Here is a 14,682-nt window from a genome sequence, read left to right as displayed (position 1 = left end):
CTGACAGCGTCAATGGGGCAGTGGGACGTCCAGTCCTTGGCATCCCGCCACGCTACACCTACTTATGAGGCGAATTTCCGGCGCAGCACACTAGCCTGCCGGTTCCGCGGTGTGGCCGGGGGTTTCGTCGGCCGGCCAGAAACGGAAGGCGCGGAAGGCGTAGCCGTCCTGGCCGGCGGCCTCGAACTCGAGCCGGATCTCCTGGCCCGCGGTGAACGTCGCGTAGCCCCGGACCGCCGCGTTGCCGCGATGCGCCCAGCATCCGCCCGGCGTCTCGGTCGAGTCGAGCACGCCCCAGCCCTCGTCGTCGTGCCACTCCCGCACGAACGCGGTGATCGCCATCAGGGGCGCCCGCGGTGGTCAGATCCGGAAGGGCTCGACATGGCCCCACTCCCAGGACGCGCGGCCGGTGTCCACGTGATCGCGGATCACCGGCTCCAGCGGGTCGAGTTCGACGCCCGGCGGCACGTCGATCACCACGTGCCGGTCGCCGCTCCACTCGCAGCCCAGGCCCATCCGCTCGACGGTCGCCTCCACCCCGTCCCGCAGGATCGCCGCCTCCTCTTCGGAGCAGCGGGAGAAGTGCAGGCGGAAGGCCTGGTGACCGGAGGAGCGGAGCAGCCGCCGCACCCGGCGCCGGTGGGTGTCCAGCCCGACGACGTCGTTGAGGGCCAGGCCGTAGGCGCGGAACGGGACGCACGCCATCGCCGCGGTGGTGCCGGACGGGGGTGTGATCCAGACCTGCTCCATCTCGCCGGGCAGCCCGAACGGCTCCAGGTCGATCATGGCGGTGATGTTCGACGGGGCTCGGCGCAGCGGCGCCTCGTGCACGATGTATCGCATGTAGAAATCCAAACCCGCGGTAGCTGCCAAACCCGATCATATAGGACAAATTGTCCAGTGAAGGTGTAGTTGTCTCCACCGTGCTCGGTACCCTGCTGGCATGTGCTGGCGGGCGCCGCGGCGAAGACTCGGGTCATGAACCGCTACGCGCTCGCCGCGCTACGGTGTGCATGCCTCCTGCTGGTCACGGCCGCGGGAGTCACGTACGCCCTCCTGATGTTGATCTCCCTGACGCTCGTCGTGCCGTTCCCCGCGGCAGTCGCCGGACAGCAGCGGCTCGTCGCGTTCGGGCGACGGCTCGCCCGGCGCTGGGCCGGCGCCACCGTGCCGGACGTCCCGCCGACGCCGCTGCCCGTCCCGCGCCCGCGTGCCGACGGCTGGTACCGGCACGGCGTCACCCTCTACCGGTCCCCGCGCACCGCCCGCTGGATGTCTACTTTCGATCACTACGGGAACGATCCGGGCGTCGCCCGCGACCTGCGCTGGCTGCTGCTCGCCCCGGTCACCGCCGCGATTCCGCTGCTGCTGCCGCCCGCGCTGATCGCGGCGGGCCTCCTGGCGCTGCGCGCCGGGCCGTGGGGATGGCTCGCGGCAGGCGTCGCGGTCACCGCTGCGTTCCTGGTCGCGCCCACTTCCCTGCGGTGGTACGGGCGAAGCGCCGACGTGCTTCTGCGGACACCGGCCGGTCCCGCCCGCACCGGCCGGACCAGCCGCGCCCGGACCGCCTGCTGGCGCCTCGGCGGCTTGGCCGGCCTGCACCTGGCGGCCCTCGGCGGAGCCGTGCTGACGCTCGCCGCCACCATCCTGTCGTGGGGCGGCCTGCTCCTCTGGGCCACCACCCTCACCCGCCCGATGACCGAAATCTATCGTCGTCAGGCGCATCGCTGGACCGGCGTGGACCTGCCCAGCCCGTACCGCCCGCTCCCGCCGCCGCCGGCCCCCGACGAGGACGGCAACTACCGGCACGGTCGCACCCTCTACGTCGAACCCGACTTCGCGATCAGCCTCCAGCGCCACCGATGGGTCAGCCACGACCCGGCCACCTGGCGCGACCAGCTGTGGGCCTGGAGTGCCCTGCTCGGGGCGCCGCTCTCGCTGCTTCCCGCCGTCCTGATCGGCGCCGGCTTCTTCGGCCTGGTCTGGCAGCCGCTCAGCTGGGCGCCGTGGGCGGTGCCGATCGGCCTGGCCACCGGCTACTGGATCACCCCGTTCTACCTGTGGCACGCCCTGCAACTGGGCGGTGTGGTCCCCTCCGCCGTCCCCGGCTGGGCCAGCATCCCGGCCGGCCTCGCCCTCACCCTGCTCGGCCTGGCCCTCGCGGCCCCGCTCACCCGCGCCCGCACCTGGTGGGACACCCTCCTGCTGCGCCCCACCGTCGGCACCGTGCTCGCCGGCCGGGTCACCGAGCTGAACAGCAGCCGCGCCGTCACCGCCGACGCGGCCGCCGCCGAGCTGCGCCGGATCGAACGCGACCTGCACGACGGCGCCCAGGCCCGGCTCGTCGCCGTCGGCCTCGGGCTCGGCGCCGTCGCGCGGCTCATGGAGACCGACCCGGCACGCGCCCGCCGCCTGCTCGCCCAGGCGCAGGAGACCTCCGCGGCCGCCCTCGCCGAGCTCCGCGACCTGGTCCGCGGCATCCACCCGCCGGTCCTGGCCGAACGCGGGCTCACCGACGCCGTCCGCGCCATCGCCCTCGACACGCCGCTGCCGGTCACCGTCGACACCGACCTGCCCGGCCGTCTGGAACCGGCCGTCGAATCCGCCGTCTACTTCTCGGTCTGCGAGACCCTCGCCAACGCCGCCCGCGTCGCCTCCACCGTCACCCTCACCCTCCGCCACCAGGACGGGCTGCTGCGTATGGTGGTCACCGACGACGGCCCCGGCGGCGCCGACCCGTCCACCGGCACCGGCCTGCGCGGCATCATGCGACGACTCGGCGCCTTCGACGGCACGGTGACCCTGCACAGCCCACCCGGCGGCCCCACCGTAGTGATCATGGAGGTGCCGTGCGCGTTGTCCTCGCCGAAGACCTCCACCTCCTGAGGGACGGCCTCGCCCTGCTCCTCGAAACCCACGGCTTCACCATCGCCGCCGCCGTCGCGGACGGTCCGTCCCTGCGCGACGCCCTCACCCGGCACCGCCCCGACGTGGCCGTCGTCGACGTCCGCCTGCCACCCACCTTCACCGACGAAGGCCTGCAGATCGCCCTCGAAGCCCGCCGCGCCACCCCCGGCCTGCCGATCCTGGTGCTCTCCGCCCACGTCGAACAGCTCTACGCCCGCGAGCTGCTCGCCGACGGCGCCGGCGCGGTCGGCTACCTGCTCAAGGACCGCGTCCTCAACGGCGACCAGTTCACCGACGCGGTCCGCCGGGTCGCCGCCGGCGGAACCGCCATGGACCCGCAGGTCATCGCCAAGCTGCTGGCCGCCGGTGGCCCCGCCACCCCGCTGTCCCGCCTCACCGCCCGCGAACGCGAGGTCCTCGAACTGATGGCCCAGGGCCGCTCCAACACGGCCATCGCCCAGCGCCTCTTCCTCAGCGACAGCGCGGTCAGCAAACACATCGCCGCCATCTTCACGAAACTCGGCCTGCCCCCGTCCGACGACGACAACCGCCGGGTGATGGCCGTCCTCACCTACCTCAACGCCGGCTGACCGGCGTCTTTGGCGATCCTTTGGTGGCCCTCCGCATGCTGTCCGCACAGGTCAGACAAGGAGTGACACCATGTTCAGCGCTCGACGGACCGCCTCGGCCCTGATGGCCACCCTGGCGCTCGCCACCCTCACCGCGTGCGGCGCCGCCGAGGCCGGCCAGGGCCCGATCTACGACTACGGCCCTCCCGGCAGCGAGATCTCCGACGAGGTCAAAGCCACCCTCGGTCCGGAACTCACCCTCACCTTCGACATCACCGGAGCCGTCACCGTCCAGGGCTCGATGACCGCGCTCGCCCCCTCCGGCGGCGCCCACTTCCTCAAGACGTGCGCCGAGTACGCCCGGGGCACCGCCGAGAGACAATTCCTGACAGCCGGCCTGCTCGACGGCCCCGTCACCGGCCACGACATCACCGTGGAGATGTGGATCGCCGACTACACCGGCCCCGGCGCCTACCCGAAGGACCAGCTCGTCGCGCCCGGTTCGCGCCCGAGCATCGCGATCGACAACACCGTCTACGGCACATGGCCGGACAGCACCGCCTCCAAGGCCGTCACCGACGGCAAGGGCGGCGGGTCGTGGACGTTCACGAAACTCGCGAAAACCGGCGAAGGCGGCCTGCCCGGCGACGCCATCAGCGGAAAGGTCTCCTGGACCTGCCGGGAGTACTAGAGCGCACCTGACGGATCATCACGCTCCCCCGAATGCCGGCCCTCGTCCGGTTTCTGCAACGCGACGCTGCCGGGAGCATCACGCCCGGCAGAGGGCACATCCGATATGCCGATTCAATCGATGTTTCTCGATAGAAAGGTGGTGTCCTTACCCCCGTTCCCCCGGAGGAAGCCATGCTGCTCCGCAAGATCGCGGCGGCCGTCTTCGCCGTTCTCGCCCTCGGCGGCGTCCAGGTGGTCACCGCCACCCCCGCCACCGCGGCCCCCCGAGTCCTGTACTACGACGCCAGCCAGGCCCAGGAGTTCAAGGCCGTCGTCGACCAGGGCGCGCAGATCTGGAACAACAGCGTCACCAACGTTCGGCTGCTCCCGGTGACCGCCGGCCGCACGCCGAACATCCGGATCTACGCCGACAACGGCTGGCCGCGCACCTACTCCAGCTCGCTCGGCAACGGCTACTGGTACATGGGCCGCCAGGCGGTCAACCAGGGCTACCATCCGCCGCGGATCTCGGCGCACGAGTTCGGTCACATCCTCGGTCTGCCGGACCGGCGCACGGGGCTGTGCGCCGACCTGATGTCCGGCAGCAGCGCCCCGGTGAGCTGCACCAACGCGAACCCGAACGCCACCGAGGCGCGCACCGTGAACAGCAACTTCGCGAGCGCGGTGGCCGTACCCCCGCAGGTCTTCGCCTGGCGGTGAGCAGAAACGGCCCGGAGGCGAAAGTGCCTCCGGGCCGTCCCGCATCGATTTCTCAGGACGCCGGGGCGTCCCAGAAGACATAGATCGAGCCGTACGGAACGGACGCCTTCTGCCCCGCGGTGCAGCTGCCGGACGGGGCGACGCCACCGGACGTGCGCAGCCGGTTGATGTAGTCGGCCCGGCTGAGAACGCCCTTGCCGGAGTGGGTCTCGACCTTGAGCAGCAGCTCCGGGATGGCGCCGTCGACGTTCACGCCCGCCGCTCGCGACGCGGTGACCAGCGAGCCGTCCCGCAGCGACTGCCAGGTCGGGCCGCCGAAGTGGTGAATGCGGCCGCCGGTGCCGATGAGCTGAGCCTCCGGCACCGACGGGGTGCCGGTGAACACGCCGGTCGCCGCGCCCTCCGGAACCGCGCAGGTGTAGGTCTGGGTGCCGCTGACGACGATGTACGCCCCGACCAGCTTGGACCCGGCCGGCGGCCGGATCTCCTTGGCGATCAGCGGAACGCCGACCTGACGGGAGCTGGCCTCCACGCTGTCGGTGTGCACCCCGGCGAGCGCGGGGCTCGCCACGGTGGCCGCGCCGATCGCCGCGGCGACGGCGACAGCACTGATCCGGGAACGGGTGGTGAGCATGACTTTTCCCCTGCCTGCTCGGGTGGGCGGAGCGGCCCACCGTCGTTCGACGGTGGCGGAGCTGCCGACCGTCATGGCGGCGGCGGGCGGAAGCTGCCCACCGTCGCGACATGACACGGACCCGAGCCGCGAACGGTTCGAGATCAATCAGTATTTGATCGATCGTTCACCCGGCGAGGGACGGACGGACCCGGCCGGCCACCGCACCGAGTCCCACGATCGAGCCGCCCGGCCCTGGCGCGGTCGCCGTGATCACCACCTCGTCGCCGTCGGCGAGGAAGGTTCGCCGCGAGCCGTCCGGCAGGTCGACCGGGTTCGTGCCGTTCCAGCTCAGCTCGATGAGGCAGCCCGGTGAGCCGCCGCTGATCGTGCCGGAGGCGAACAGGTCGCCGGTGCGCAGCGAGGCGCCGTTGGCGGTCATGTGGGCGAGCATCTGCGCGCCGGTCCAGTACATGCCGGCGAACGACGGCCGCGACACGACGTGCCCGTTGAGGCTGATCTCCAGGCGGATGTCGAAACCCCACGGCTGCGCCTTCTCGTCGTCGAGGTACGGCAGCAGCGGCACGGTCCGCTCCGGCGGGGCGACCCGGGCGTGGTCGAGCGCGGCCAGCGGCAGGATCCACGGGGAGATCGACGTGGCGAAGCTCTTGCCGAGGAACGGGCCGAGCGGAACGTACTCCCAGGCCTGGATGTCGCGGGCGGACCAGTCGTTGACCAGGCACACCCCGAACACGTGCCGGTCGAAGGCGCCCAGCTCGACCGGCTCGCCGAGGGCCGAGCCGATGCCGACCACGTAACCGAGCTCGGCTTCGATGTCGAGCCGGCGGGACGGGCCGAAGGTGATCTCGCCGTCCGGGCTGCGGCGCTGGCCGCTCGGCCGGGTGATGTCGGTTCCGGACACGACGACAGTGCCCGCCCGGCCGTGGTAGCCGATCGGCAGGTGCTTCCAGTTCGGGGTGAGCGGCGCCTGGTCGGGACGGAACATCCGGCCCAGGTTGGTGGCGTGCTCCTCGGAGGCGTAGAAGTCGACGTAGTCGGCGACGGTGAACGGCAGGTGCATGATCGCGTCGTCCCGGACCACGAGATGAGACCGGTGCACCTCGTCGGTGACCCAGACGGTCAGCAGGTCACGCAGTTCCGCCCAGACGTCCGGCCCGGCGGCGAGCAGCGCGTCGAGCGACGGCCCGGCGACCGCGCCGGCCAGCGACGGGGCCAGCCGGCGGACCGTGGCGGGCAGGTCGATGACCTGGTCACCGATCGCGACACCGGTCCGCGGGTGCGGGTCGGCGGGTGTGCTGAACACCCCGTAGGGTAGGGCGGCGACGCCGAACGGATGGCCGGCCGGGATGTCGAGCCATGTCACAGCGCTGCCTCCGAGATGAGTCCGTAGCGTCGCAGCCCGGCTGCCGGCTCGTCGATGCTGCAGGTGCCGAAGCTGATGAAATGGTGCCGGACCGCCTTGGCCAGCACGTCGTCGATCCCGGCGACCGCGGCCGCGACCCGGTCGCCGTCCTGGTCGGCGAGCGCCCGCTCGATCTCGTAACCCTGCAGGGCACGTGCGGTGGCGAGCAGCACGTTGAGAAAGCCGTGGTGTTCGAAACCGGTCACCGGGTCTCGATGACGGATCGGGTCGTGCAGGCCGGCGGTCAGCTTGAACGCGAGGCCGCCGCGCACCGCCGCCCAGATCGCGCCAGCCAGCTCGCGCTCCCTCGGGAACGCGTCCGCGCGTACCCCACCGGTCCTGATCTTCAATCGCAGGCCGGCCTCGCGCAGGGCCGCGACGCGCGTCGCGGTGACCTCCACGCACGGGATCTCGACGTACGTCGTGAGCGCCCCGCGGCCGAGCGAAGGTCCCTCCACCGCCACGATCTCGACGCCGCCGGCCGCGGGCAGGGCGTCGACCGGCCCCGGCAGCACGAGCGACACGCGCAGCGGGGCCCCGCCCGTGCAGGAGGCCAGTTCGTCGAAGCGAGCCAGCGAGCACACGAACGGCCCGACCAGCGGCGACCCCTGCCGGGCCCGATGGGCGGCCACCGCCTCGGCCATCGGCACGTTGCCCGGCGGGAAGATCGCCGCGTCGTCGAACAACCCCGCGAACAGGGTGCTCACGAGTTCCGTGCCCAGGTCCAGGCGTAGACACCGTCGTCGCAGAGCCGGCCGGCCTCACCGAGCCCCAGCGGCCGGAACGTGTCGACCATGACGGCCAGCTCGTCGAACCGTTCGGCGCCGAGGCTGCCCTCGATGGCGCGCGGCTGCGGCCCGTGCGAGTGCCCGCCCGGGTGCAGCGACACCGACCCGACGTTGATCCCCGACCCCTTACGCGCCTCGTAGTCACCGCCCACGTAGAACATGACCTCGTCGCTGTCGACGTTCGAGTGGTAGTACGGCACCGGCACGGCCAGCGGGTGGTAGTCGACCTTGCGCGGCACGAAGTTGCAGATCACGAAGTTGTTGCCCTCGAAGACCTGGTGCACCGGCGGCGGCTGGTGGACCCGGCCGGTGATCGGCTCGAAGTCGGCGATGTTGAACGCGTAGGGGTACAGGCAGCCGTCCCAGCCGACCACGTCGAACGGGTGGTGCGGCAGGACGTGCACGGTCCCGGCGAGCCCGGCCGGCCCGTCACCGCGATGCTTGATGTAGACCTCGACGTTCTCCCCCTCCACGACATGAGGGGCATCGGGGGTACGCAGATCGCGTTCGCAGTACGGCGCGTGTTCGAGGAACTGGCCGTACCGGGAGAGGTACCGCTTCGGCGGCGCGATGTGGCTGTTCGCCTCGATCGTGTAGAGCCGCAACGGCGCGTCCCCGGCCGGCGCCCACCGGTGCGTGGTGGCCCGCGGCAGGATGACGTAGTCGCCCGCGCCCACCTCCAGATCGCCGAAGACCGTCTCGACCGTTCCGGCGCCGGCCTCCACGTAGACGCACTCGTCACCGGTGGCGTTGCGGTACAGCGGTGACGCGGTGCCGGCCACCACGTACCCGATCCGCACGTCGGCGTTGCCGAGGACCAGCCGCCGGTCCCGGACCGCGTCGCACGACTTCCACTCCTCGCCGTCGAAGAGCTCGTGCAGGCGCAGGTGCCGGGGCAGCAGTGGCTGGTTCGCCTCGGTCGCCTGATCCGGCAGCTGCCAGATCCGCGCGCCGGCGACCGCCGACGGCACGTGCCGGTGGTAGAGCAGCGACGAGTCGGAGGAGAACCCCTCCTCGCCCATCAGCTCCTCGTAGTAGAGCTTGCCGTCCGGGTCGCGGTGCTGGGTGTGCCGCTTGGCCGGCACGTTGCCCATTCGTTGGTAGTGCGCCATCAGAAGTTCCCGCGTTTCGCCTGCTCCCGCTCGATGGCCTCGAACAGGGCCTTGAAGTTGCCCTTGCCGAACCCGAGCGACCCGTGCCGCTCGATCAGCTCGAAGAACACGGTAGGCCGGTCACCGATCGGCTTGGTGAAGATCTGCAGCAGATAACCGTCCTCGTCCCGGTCCACCAGGATGCCGCGCTTCTGCAGCTCCTCGATCGGCACCCGCACCTCACCGATCCGGGCCCGCAGCTCCGGGTCCTGGTAATAGGAGTCCGGCGTGGCGAGGAACTCGACACCCTCCTCGACCAGGGCGTCGACCGCGCCGAGGATGTCGTTGGTGGCCAGCGCCAGGTGTTGCGCACCCGGCCCGCGGTAGAACTCCAGGTACTCGTCGATCTGCGACTTCTTCTTGCCCATCGCCGGCTCGTTCAGCGGGAACTTGACCCGGTGGTTGCCGGACGCGACGACCTTCGACATGAGCGCCGAGTAGTCGGTGGCGATGTCGTCGCCGATGAACTCGGCCATGTTCGTGAAGCCCATGACCCGGTTGTAGAAGTCCACCCACTGGTCCATGGCGCCCAGCTCGACGTTGCCGACGATGTGGTCGAGAGCCTGGAAGATGCGCTTCGGCGCCCCGGGCCGCTTACGGTGCGTCGTGGTCCGGGCGACATAACCGGGGAGGTACGGGCCGGAGTAGTGCCGCCGGTCGACCAGGGTGTGGCGGGTGTCCCCGTAGGCGGCGATGGCGGCCGTCCGGACCGTGCCGTGCTCGTCGGAGACGTCGTGCGGCTCCTCGAGGATGGTGGCGCCCTGTGCGCGGGCGTGCTCGATGCACTTGTCCACGTCCGGAACGGTCAGGGCGATGTCGGTGATGCCGTCGCCGTGCACCGCGTGGTGGGCGATGACCGGGCTGTCCGGGTCGACGCCACCGTTGATCACGAACCGGATGGCGCCGCTCTTCAGCACGTACGACATGTGGTCGCGGTTGCCGTTCTCCGGGCCGGAGTAGGCGATCAGCTCCATCCCGAAGGCGGACCGGAAGAAGTGCGCGGTCTGGGTGGCGTTGCCGACCGCCCACACGATCGCGTCCCACCCGGTCACCGGGAACGGGTCGCCGGCGGAGTCGTACTCGACGAGCCCGACGAGCTGCTTGAGGGTGTCGAGATCAAGCTCCGCGAGGCGTTCCTCGCTGGTCAGCGTCTCGTTGACGGACATCGGCGCTCCCTTCAGCGGCCTTGCTGATGCCCCCAGCTTTACGAGACGCCGGTCACTGCACAACAAGTGGAGATTTCGCCGGGCAGATTGCTCAGATCAGCAGGTCCGACGGCCCTGGTGCTGGTCAGTTTGCCCAGACCCGGCCGCGACCGTCGTGCTTGGCGTGATAGAGGCTGCGGTCCGCGTCGGTCAGCAGCGTGGGCAGCTCCCGCCGGCTGCCGTGGTGCACGCCGATGCTCACCGACACCTTCAGCCCGGCCGCCAGGTCGTCCCACGGGTGCGACCGGACCGCGTCCAGGACCTGCTGGGCCCGTGCCGCGGGGATCCCGGTGTGCACGTCGGCCAGGATCACCACGAACTCGTCACCGCCCAGCCGCGCGGCCAGGTCGATCGGGCGCACGTGCAGCGCCAGGATCTGCCCGAGCCGGGCCAGCACCAGGTCACCCACGTCGTGGCCGAAGGTGTCGTTGACCGCCTTGAAATGGTCGACGTCGATCATCATGACCGCGTACGCCTGCTCGTCGGTCCGCTCACCCAGGCCCGACAGGAACGCCTGGTAGCCACGCCGGTTCGCCAGGCCGGTCAGCTCGTCCACCACCAGATCCCGGCGCAGCTGCTCGTGCTCGCGGCGGCGGCGCTCCACCGCGATCGCGTCGCGCATGCCGGACATCCGGTCCAGGCGGTCGTTCCAGCGCAGCACGGCCAGCTCGTCGCCGTACCGGATCGCCTCGGGATTGGTCCCCGGCCTCTTGGCGGCGATGCCCAGACGCAGCAGCGTCGTGCCGGTCGGCAGGGTGATCCCGACATCGTCGCCGGCCCGCACCGCCAGCCGCGCCGCAGCCGCCGCGTCACCCTCGCGCGCCGCCGTGAACGCCGTGCCCAGCACGGCGATCCTGCCCTCCGCCGCGACGGGCGGATCCCCGGCAAGAGCGGCCAGCAGATGCCGCATCGCATGGATCTCCGCGACCCAGGACGGCGGCCAGCCGGGATCCGTCGGATCACCGAGAGCCAGCGCGGTACGGGCCCGGGCCGCCGCCGCCTCCCAGTGGCCGATCGCGGCCAGGCAGCTCGCCCAGTCCAGCGTCAGGTCCACGGTGTTGTAGGCGACCACCCGCGCCTGCCGGGGCAGCGTCTCCGCCCAGCGGCCACCCGCCTCCTCCGCCATGCACCGGTCGGTGAGCTGGTAATACTCCTGCGCCAGCTCCCAGAACCCCAGCTCGTGAGCCACACAGGCGACCTGGATCAGCGCCGCCGCCCGGTGCACCACCAGGGTGTCCGCCGCCTCGTCGAGCAGCACCACCGACTCCACCAGCAGCGCCGCCGCCGACTCGCCGGTCGTCGCGATCCGGCGGCGGCCGGCACAGCGCAGCGCCTTGAGCGCCACCGCGAGCGCCAGCAGCGCCGGATCCCCCAGCAGCATCCCGGCGGACACCATCGCGTCGACGTGCTCGGTGTCGTCGACCCCGTCCTCCAGGCACGCCAGCGACCTCGCCAGATGCAGCAGCAGCCGGACATCGTCCCAGCCGCAGGCCCGCGCCTCGTGCTCGGCCCGCTCCACCGCGGCGGCGTCGTGGTGCCCCTGCGCGGCCTCGATGAGCAGGTAGGCGTGCTCGATGGCCGCCTCGTGGCCTCTCCTCAGCTCGCGGTCGGGCACCGGTGTCCTCACATTCCGCCGCCGTCACCATACCGGTCACCGATCGTCGAAGTACGCGAACCGGTACCGCCGGTCGATGTCTGCGAGTGCGTGGCTCCGCAACGGCGCCGCCCTCACCCCGGTTGCGGTTCGTGACCGGTGGGCGGGGAAGATCGGTGGCATGCCCGTTTCGAGCGCACCACCGGTACTCGCCGAGGTCACCGGCGGGCTCGGCCGGCTCACCCTCAACCGGCCGGCCGCGATCAACGCTCTCACCGCGGAGATGGTGGGCACGCTCCGGCGTACGCTCGCGGACTGGTCGGAAACGGACCGGGTCCGGACCGTGCTGATCAGCGGCGCCGGACCGCGTGGCCTCTGCGCCGGAGGCGACCTGCGGGCCATGCACGCCGACGCCGTCTCCGGCGGCACCGGCATCCTCGACTTCTGGGCCGACGAGTACCGGCTCAACGCCGAACTCTCCGCCTATCCGAAACCGGTCGTCGCGTTCATGGACGGCCTCGTCATGGGCGGCGGCATCGGCGTCTCCGCGCACGCCTCGCTGCGGGTCGTCACCGAGCGTTCCCGCCTGGCCATGCCGGAGGTCGGCATCGGCTTCCACCCCGACGTGGGCGGCTCGTGGCTGCTCTCCCGCGCCCCCGGCCGGATCGGCGTCCACCTGGCCCTGACCGGCGGCACGATCGGCGCCGCCGACGCCGTCGTCGCCGGCCTCGCCGACTTCTTCGTCCCCAGCACACGCCTCGACGACCTGGCGACGGCCCTGCAGACCGGCGACGCCGCCGAGGTCGTGGCATCGTTCGCCGGCCCCCTGCCACCCGGGGACCCCGCCACCGAGACATCACCGGCTGCCTCACCGCCCGGTGCCGGAGCAACATCACCCGGCGCCGGAGCAACATCACCCGGTGCCGGAGCAACATCACCGGGTGCCGAGGCAAAGTCACCCGGCGCAGTGGCTACATCGCCCGGTGCCACTGCGGTACCGCCCGGTGACCTTGCCGCTGCCCGCTATTGGATCGATGAGTGCTATGCCGGCGACGATGTCGCGGCGATCGTCGACCGCCTCGCGTCCTCCTCCGCTGCCGGAGCACAGGCGGCGGCCAAGGAGATCGCCACCAAGTCACCGACGTCGCTGGTCGTGGCCTTGCGGTCGATCCGGTCGGCGGCTGCCATGTCCGATCTCCGCGAAGCCCTCGACCAGGAGTACCGTCTGTCGGCCGCCCTCCTACGCCTGCCGGACCTGGCCGAGGGCATCCGCGCCCAGATCATCGACAAGGACCGCCGTCCCCGCTGGCAGCCGCCCACCCTCGCCGAGGTCTCCCCAGCCGTGATCGATGCTTGCTTCGCTCCACCGGCAACGCGCTGAGCCCTACCCCGCCACCGCACGGTCAGCCTTCCCCACCACCGCGCGGTCGGCCTTACCCACCAACGCACGGTCAGCCCTCGCCACCGCTCCCACCCGCCGCCGCTCGGTAAGCCCAACCGCCGCTCGGTAAGCCCAACCAACCACCGCACGGTGAGCCCAACCACCGCCTTGCGACCCGTCTTCGCCTCCACCTGCCGCCATCGCCTAGCTCCATGCGCTTCACTTTGACCCGATTCGCGGCGGCATGACCCCCGGCTTACCCCGCTCACCGCGACGCGATCCGTTTCGTCCTTCGGTAGGCCGTCGAGCCGCCGTTCCGAGGCGAGGGGTCACCGTTTCGGCCGACATTTGGCACTTCGAGCCGGGAACCAAGTCGGACGAGCCGACGACCACCCGGTAGCCCGCGCCTAGGGTGAACCGACCGCCGCCGCACCTCGTATCCGGGCACGGACCAGAACAGCGACCATCCGGGCACGGCCACGACAGCGACCATCCGGACACGGACCACGACAGCGAGAGGACCCCGCCGCATGGCCGACGCCGACCTGACCGCGTATGCGTTCGCCGCCGGCCGTGGCGACCGGGATGCGGCCGCCGCCCTGCTCCGCGCCACGCAGTTCGAGGTGGCCCGGTTCGTGCGGACGCTGTCCGGTGACGCGGACGTCGACGACCTCGTGCAGGACACCTTCGTGCGGGCGTTGCGGGCGCTCCCCGATTTCGAGGGCCGCTCCTCGGTACGGACGTGGCTGTTCGCCATCGCCCGCCGGGTAGCCGCCGACCACGTCCGCCACCTCACCCGGCGTCCCCGGATCGCGGCCGTCACCGACTGGGTGAGCAGCGCCGACGCCGCCGGGTCCGCCGGCCGGCCCCGCTTCGAGGAGGAGCATGCCCTCACCGCGCTGCTGGCCGCCCTACCCGACGAACGACGCGAGGCCTTCGTGGCCACGCAGGTGCTGGGCCTCTCCTACGCCGAAGCCGCCGAGGTCTGCGGCTGCCCCGTCGGCACGATCCGCTCGACCATCGTCACGGCGAGGGTGGGCGGCCCGGCGGTGGTCGCCCGGACCCCCGCTCCCGGCGGCCGGGCCTTCGTCCGATTCGACGTGACCGCCGGACAGTGGCTCGACGTGATCGTCCGCCCGGACCGGCCCGCCGACCTGGGCGCCGGCCTCCGGGTGCTCTCGCCGGACGACACCGACGACTACGGTGGCCGGGTCGCGCTCGCTTCCGGCGACGCGGACGGCGAAACCGTCACGTTCACGCCGCCGGCCTCCGGCACCTATCTGCTCGAGGTCGACCCCGATGAGGACCGGAGCGGGTCGGTGAGCGTACGGATCAGGAAGCATTAGGGTCTTGCGGTGTGACGATCCAACTCTGCGTGCTGTTGTGGGCACGGCCGGGCCGGGCCGACGCGATGGCCGCCTACGAGGACACCGTTCTGGCGCTGCTCGGCGAGCACGACGGCCGGCTGCTGCAGCGGGCCCGCACCGCGCCCGGCGCGCCGGACGGCGTCCCCGACGAGACGCAGCTGATCGAGTTCGCCGGCCAGGCCGGGTTCGACGGGTTCCTCGCCGACCCACGACGCGCCGCGCTGTCCTCCGAACGGGACGCCGCGATCGCCCGTACCGAGCTCTACCCGGTGACGCTCGACCGCGCCTGAGC

General features: G+C 71.7%; 14 protein-coding genes and 1 pseudogene. 7 read left to right on the top strand and 8 right to left on the bottom strand.

All coding sequences use genetic code 11. The features are described from left to right. Positions 1–90: 90 nt before the first annotated feature. Positions 91–342: a hypothetical protein gene (locus tag BM290_RS44695; RefSeq protein ID WP_093622090.1), complete on the bottom strand. Its 252-nt coding sequence runs from the start codon at positions 340–342 to the stop codon at positions 91–93. 18 nt (positions 343–360) lie between these two features. Next, positions 361–843: a DUF4265 domain-containing protein gene (locus tag BM290_RS44690; protein WP_143134192.1), complete on the bottom strand. Its 483-nt coding sequence runs from the start codon at positions 841–843 to the stop codon at positions 361–363. A gap of 135 nt (positions 844–978) precedes the next feature. Here BM290_RS44690 and BM290_RS50905 point away from each other — a divergent pair, with 135 nt between their 5' ends. The 4 genes from BM290_RS50905 (at position 979) to BM290_RS44670 (ending at position 4,868) form a co-directional block, all read left to right on the top strand. Next, positions 979–2,886, top strand: coding sequence for a sensor histidine kinase (locus BM290_RS50905; protein WP_143134191.1), 1,908 nt, complete (start codon positions 979–981; stop codon positions 2,884–2,886). Next, positions 2,850–3,497 (top strand): response regulator, encoded by a 648-nt coding sequence (locus BM290_RS44680; RefSeq protein WP_093622087.1) that lies wholly within the window; start codon positions 2,850–2,852, stop codon positions 3,495–3,497. The genes BM290_RS50905 and BM290_RS44680 overlap by 37 nt, the downstream gene beginning before the upstream one ends. 70 nt (positions 3,498–3,567) lie before the next feature. Then, positions 3,568–4,167 carry a hypothetical protein gene (locus BM290_RS44675; protein WP_143134190.1) on the top strand — a complete coding sequence of 200 codons (600 nt, stop codon included), beginning with the start codon at positions 3,568–3,570 and terminating at the stop codon, positions 4,165–4,167. A 173-nt stretch (positions 4,168–4,340) separates the two neighbouring features. Next, a complete protein-coding gene (locus BM290_RS44670; protein WP_093622085.1) occupies positions 4,341–4,868 on the top strand; it encodes a snapalysin family zinc-dependent metalloprotease in 528 nt (175 codons plus the stop codon). A gap of 52 nt (positions 4,869–4,920) precedes the next feature. Here BM290_RS44670 and BM290_RS44665 read toward each other — a convergent pair whose 3' ends face one another. The 6 genes from BM290_RS44665 to BM290_RS44640 form a co-directional block, all read right to left on the bottom strand. After that, positions 4,921–5,502: a DUF3455 domain-containing protein gene (locus tag BM290_RS44665; protein WP_093622084.1), complete on the bottom strand. Its 582-nt coding sequence runs from the start codon at positions 5,500–5,502 to the stop codon at positions 4,921–4,923. 166 nt (positions 5,503–5,668) lie between these two features. Beyond that, positions 5,669–6,865, bottom strand: a complete 1,197-nt coding sequence (gene fahA / locus BM290_RS44660) for a fumarylacetoacetase (RefSeq protein ID WP_093622083.1) — start codon at positions 6,863–6,865, stop codon at positions 5,669–5,671. Then, complete coding sequence (locus BM290_RS44655; protein WP_093622082.1) at positions 6,862–7,611, bottom strand: hypothetical protein; 750 nt, start codon at positions 7,609–7,611, stop codon at positions 6,862–6,864. Before BM290_RS44655 ends, fahA begins: the two co-directional genes overlap by 4 nt. After that, a complete protein-coding gene (locus BM290_RS44650) occupies positions 7,608–8,804 on the bottom strand; it encodes a homogentisate 1,2-dioxygenase (protein WP_093622081.1) in 1,197 nt (398 codons plus the stop codon). Before BM290_RS44650 ends, BM290_RS44655 begins: the two co-directional genes overlap by 4 nt. Then, on the bottom strand, positions 8,804–10,009 hold the full coding sequence (hppD, locus tag BM290_RS44645) for a 4-hydroxyphenylpyruvate dioxygenase (protein WP_093622080.1): 1,206 nt from the start codon (positions 10,007–10,009) through the stop codon (positions 8,804–8,806). The genes BM290_RS44650 and hppD overlap by 1 nt, the downstream gene beginning before the upstream one ends. Before the next feature lie 124 nt (positions 10,010–10,133). Continuing rightward, positions 10,134–11,663, bottom strand: coding sequence for a GGDEF domain-containing protein (locus tag BM290_RS44640; protein WP_093622079.1), 1,530 nt, complete (start codon positions 11,661–11,663; stop codon positions 10,134–10,136). Positions 11,664–11,739: 76 nt separating this feature from the next. Here BM290_RS44640 and BM290_RS44635 point away from each other — a divergent pair, with 76 nt between their 5' ends. From BM290_RS44635 to BM290_RS44625, 3 genes and pseudogenes are all read left to right on the top strand, one after another. Beyond that, positions 11,740–13,023 carry an enoyl-CoA hydratase/isomerase family protein gene (locus tag BM290_RS44635; protein ID WP_239144034.1) on the top strand — a complete coding sequence of 428 codons (1,284 nt, stop codon included), beginning with the start codon at positions 11,740–11,742 and terminating at the stop codon, positions 13,021–13,023. Between the two features lie 530 nt (positions 13,024–13,553). Then, positions 13,554–14,108 (top strand): annotated as a pseudogene (locus BM290_RS50455) (sigma-70 family RNA polymerase sigma factor); the annotation flags it as partial. A 272-nt stretch (positions 14,109–14,380) separates the two neighbouring features. Continuing rightward, positions 14,381–14,680, top strand: coding sequence for a hypothetical protein (locus tag BM290_RS44625; protein ID WP_093622077.1), 300 nt, complete (start codon positions 14,381–14,383; stop codon positions 14,678–14,680). Positions 14,681–14,682 lie beyond the last annotated feature (2 nt).

It is taken from the genome of Actinoplanes philippinensis (assembly GCF_900113015.1).
In the GTDB taxonomy this organism is placed as follows: domain Bacteria; phylum Actinomycetota; class Actinomycetes; order Mycobacteriales; family Micromonosporaceae; genus Actinoplanes; species Actinoplanes philippinensis.
The sequence above is the reverse complement of the archived record's forward strand: the minus strand, read 5'-3'. Positions and strand labels throughout refer to the sequence as shown.

Bases quoted from the DNA above. Each gene is read 5' to 3' on its own strand.
- BM290_RS44690 (WP_143134192.1), bottom strand. From the start codon at position 843: ATGCGATACATCGTGCACGAGGCGCCGCTGCGCCGAGCCCCGTCGAAC.
- hppD (WP_093622080.1), bottom strand. From the start codon at position 10,009: ATGTCCGTCAACGAGACGCTGACCAGCGAGGAACGCCTCGCGGAGCTT.
- BM290_RS50905 (WP_143134191.1), top strand. From the start codon at position 979: ATGAACCGCTACGCGCTCGCCGCGCTACGGTGTGCATGCCTCCTGCTG.
- BM290_RS44665 (WP_093622084.1), bottom strand. From the start codon at position 5,502: ATGCTCACCACCCGTTCCCGGATCAGTGCTGTCGCCGTCGCCGCGGCG.
- BM290_RS44635 (WP_239144034.1), top strand. From the start codon at position 11,740: ATGTCTGCGAGTGCGTGGCTCCGCAACGGCGCCGCCCTCACCCCGGTT.
- BM290_RS44650 (WP_093622081.1), bottom strand. From the start codon at position 8,804: ATGGCGCACTACCAACGAATGGGCAACGTGCCGGCCAAGCGGCACACC.
- BM290_RS44675 (WP_143134190.1), top strand. From the start codon at position 3,568: ATGTTCAGCGCTCGACGGACCGCCTCGGCCCTGATGGCCACCCTGGCG.
- BM290_RS44695 (WP_093622090.1), bottom strand. From the start codon at position 342: ATGGCGATCACCGCGTTCGTGCGGGAGTGGCACGACGACGAGGGCTGG.
- BM290_RS44670 (WP_093622085.1), top strand. From the start codon at position 4,341: ATGCTGCTCCGCAAGATCGCGGCGGCCGTCTTCGCCGTTCTCGCCCTC.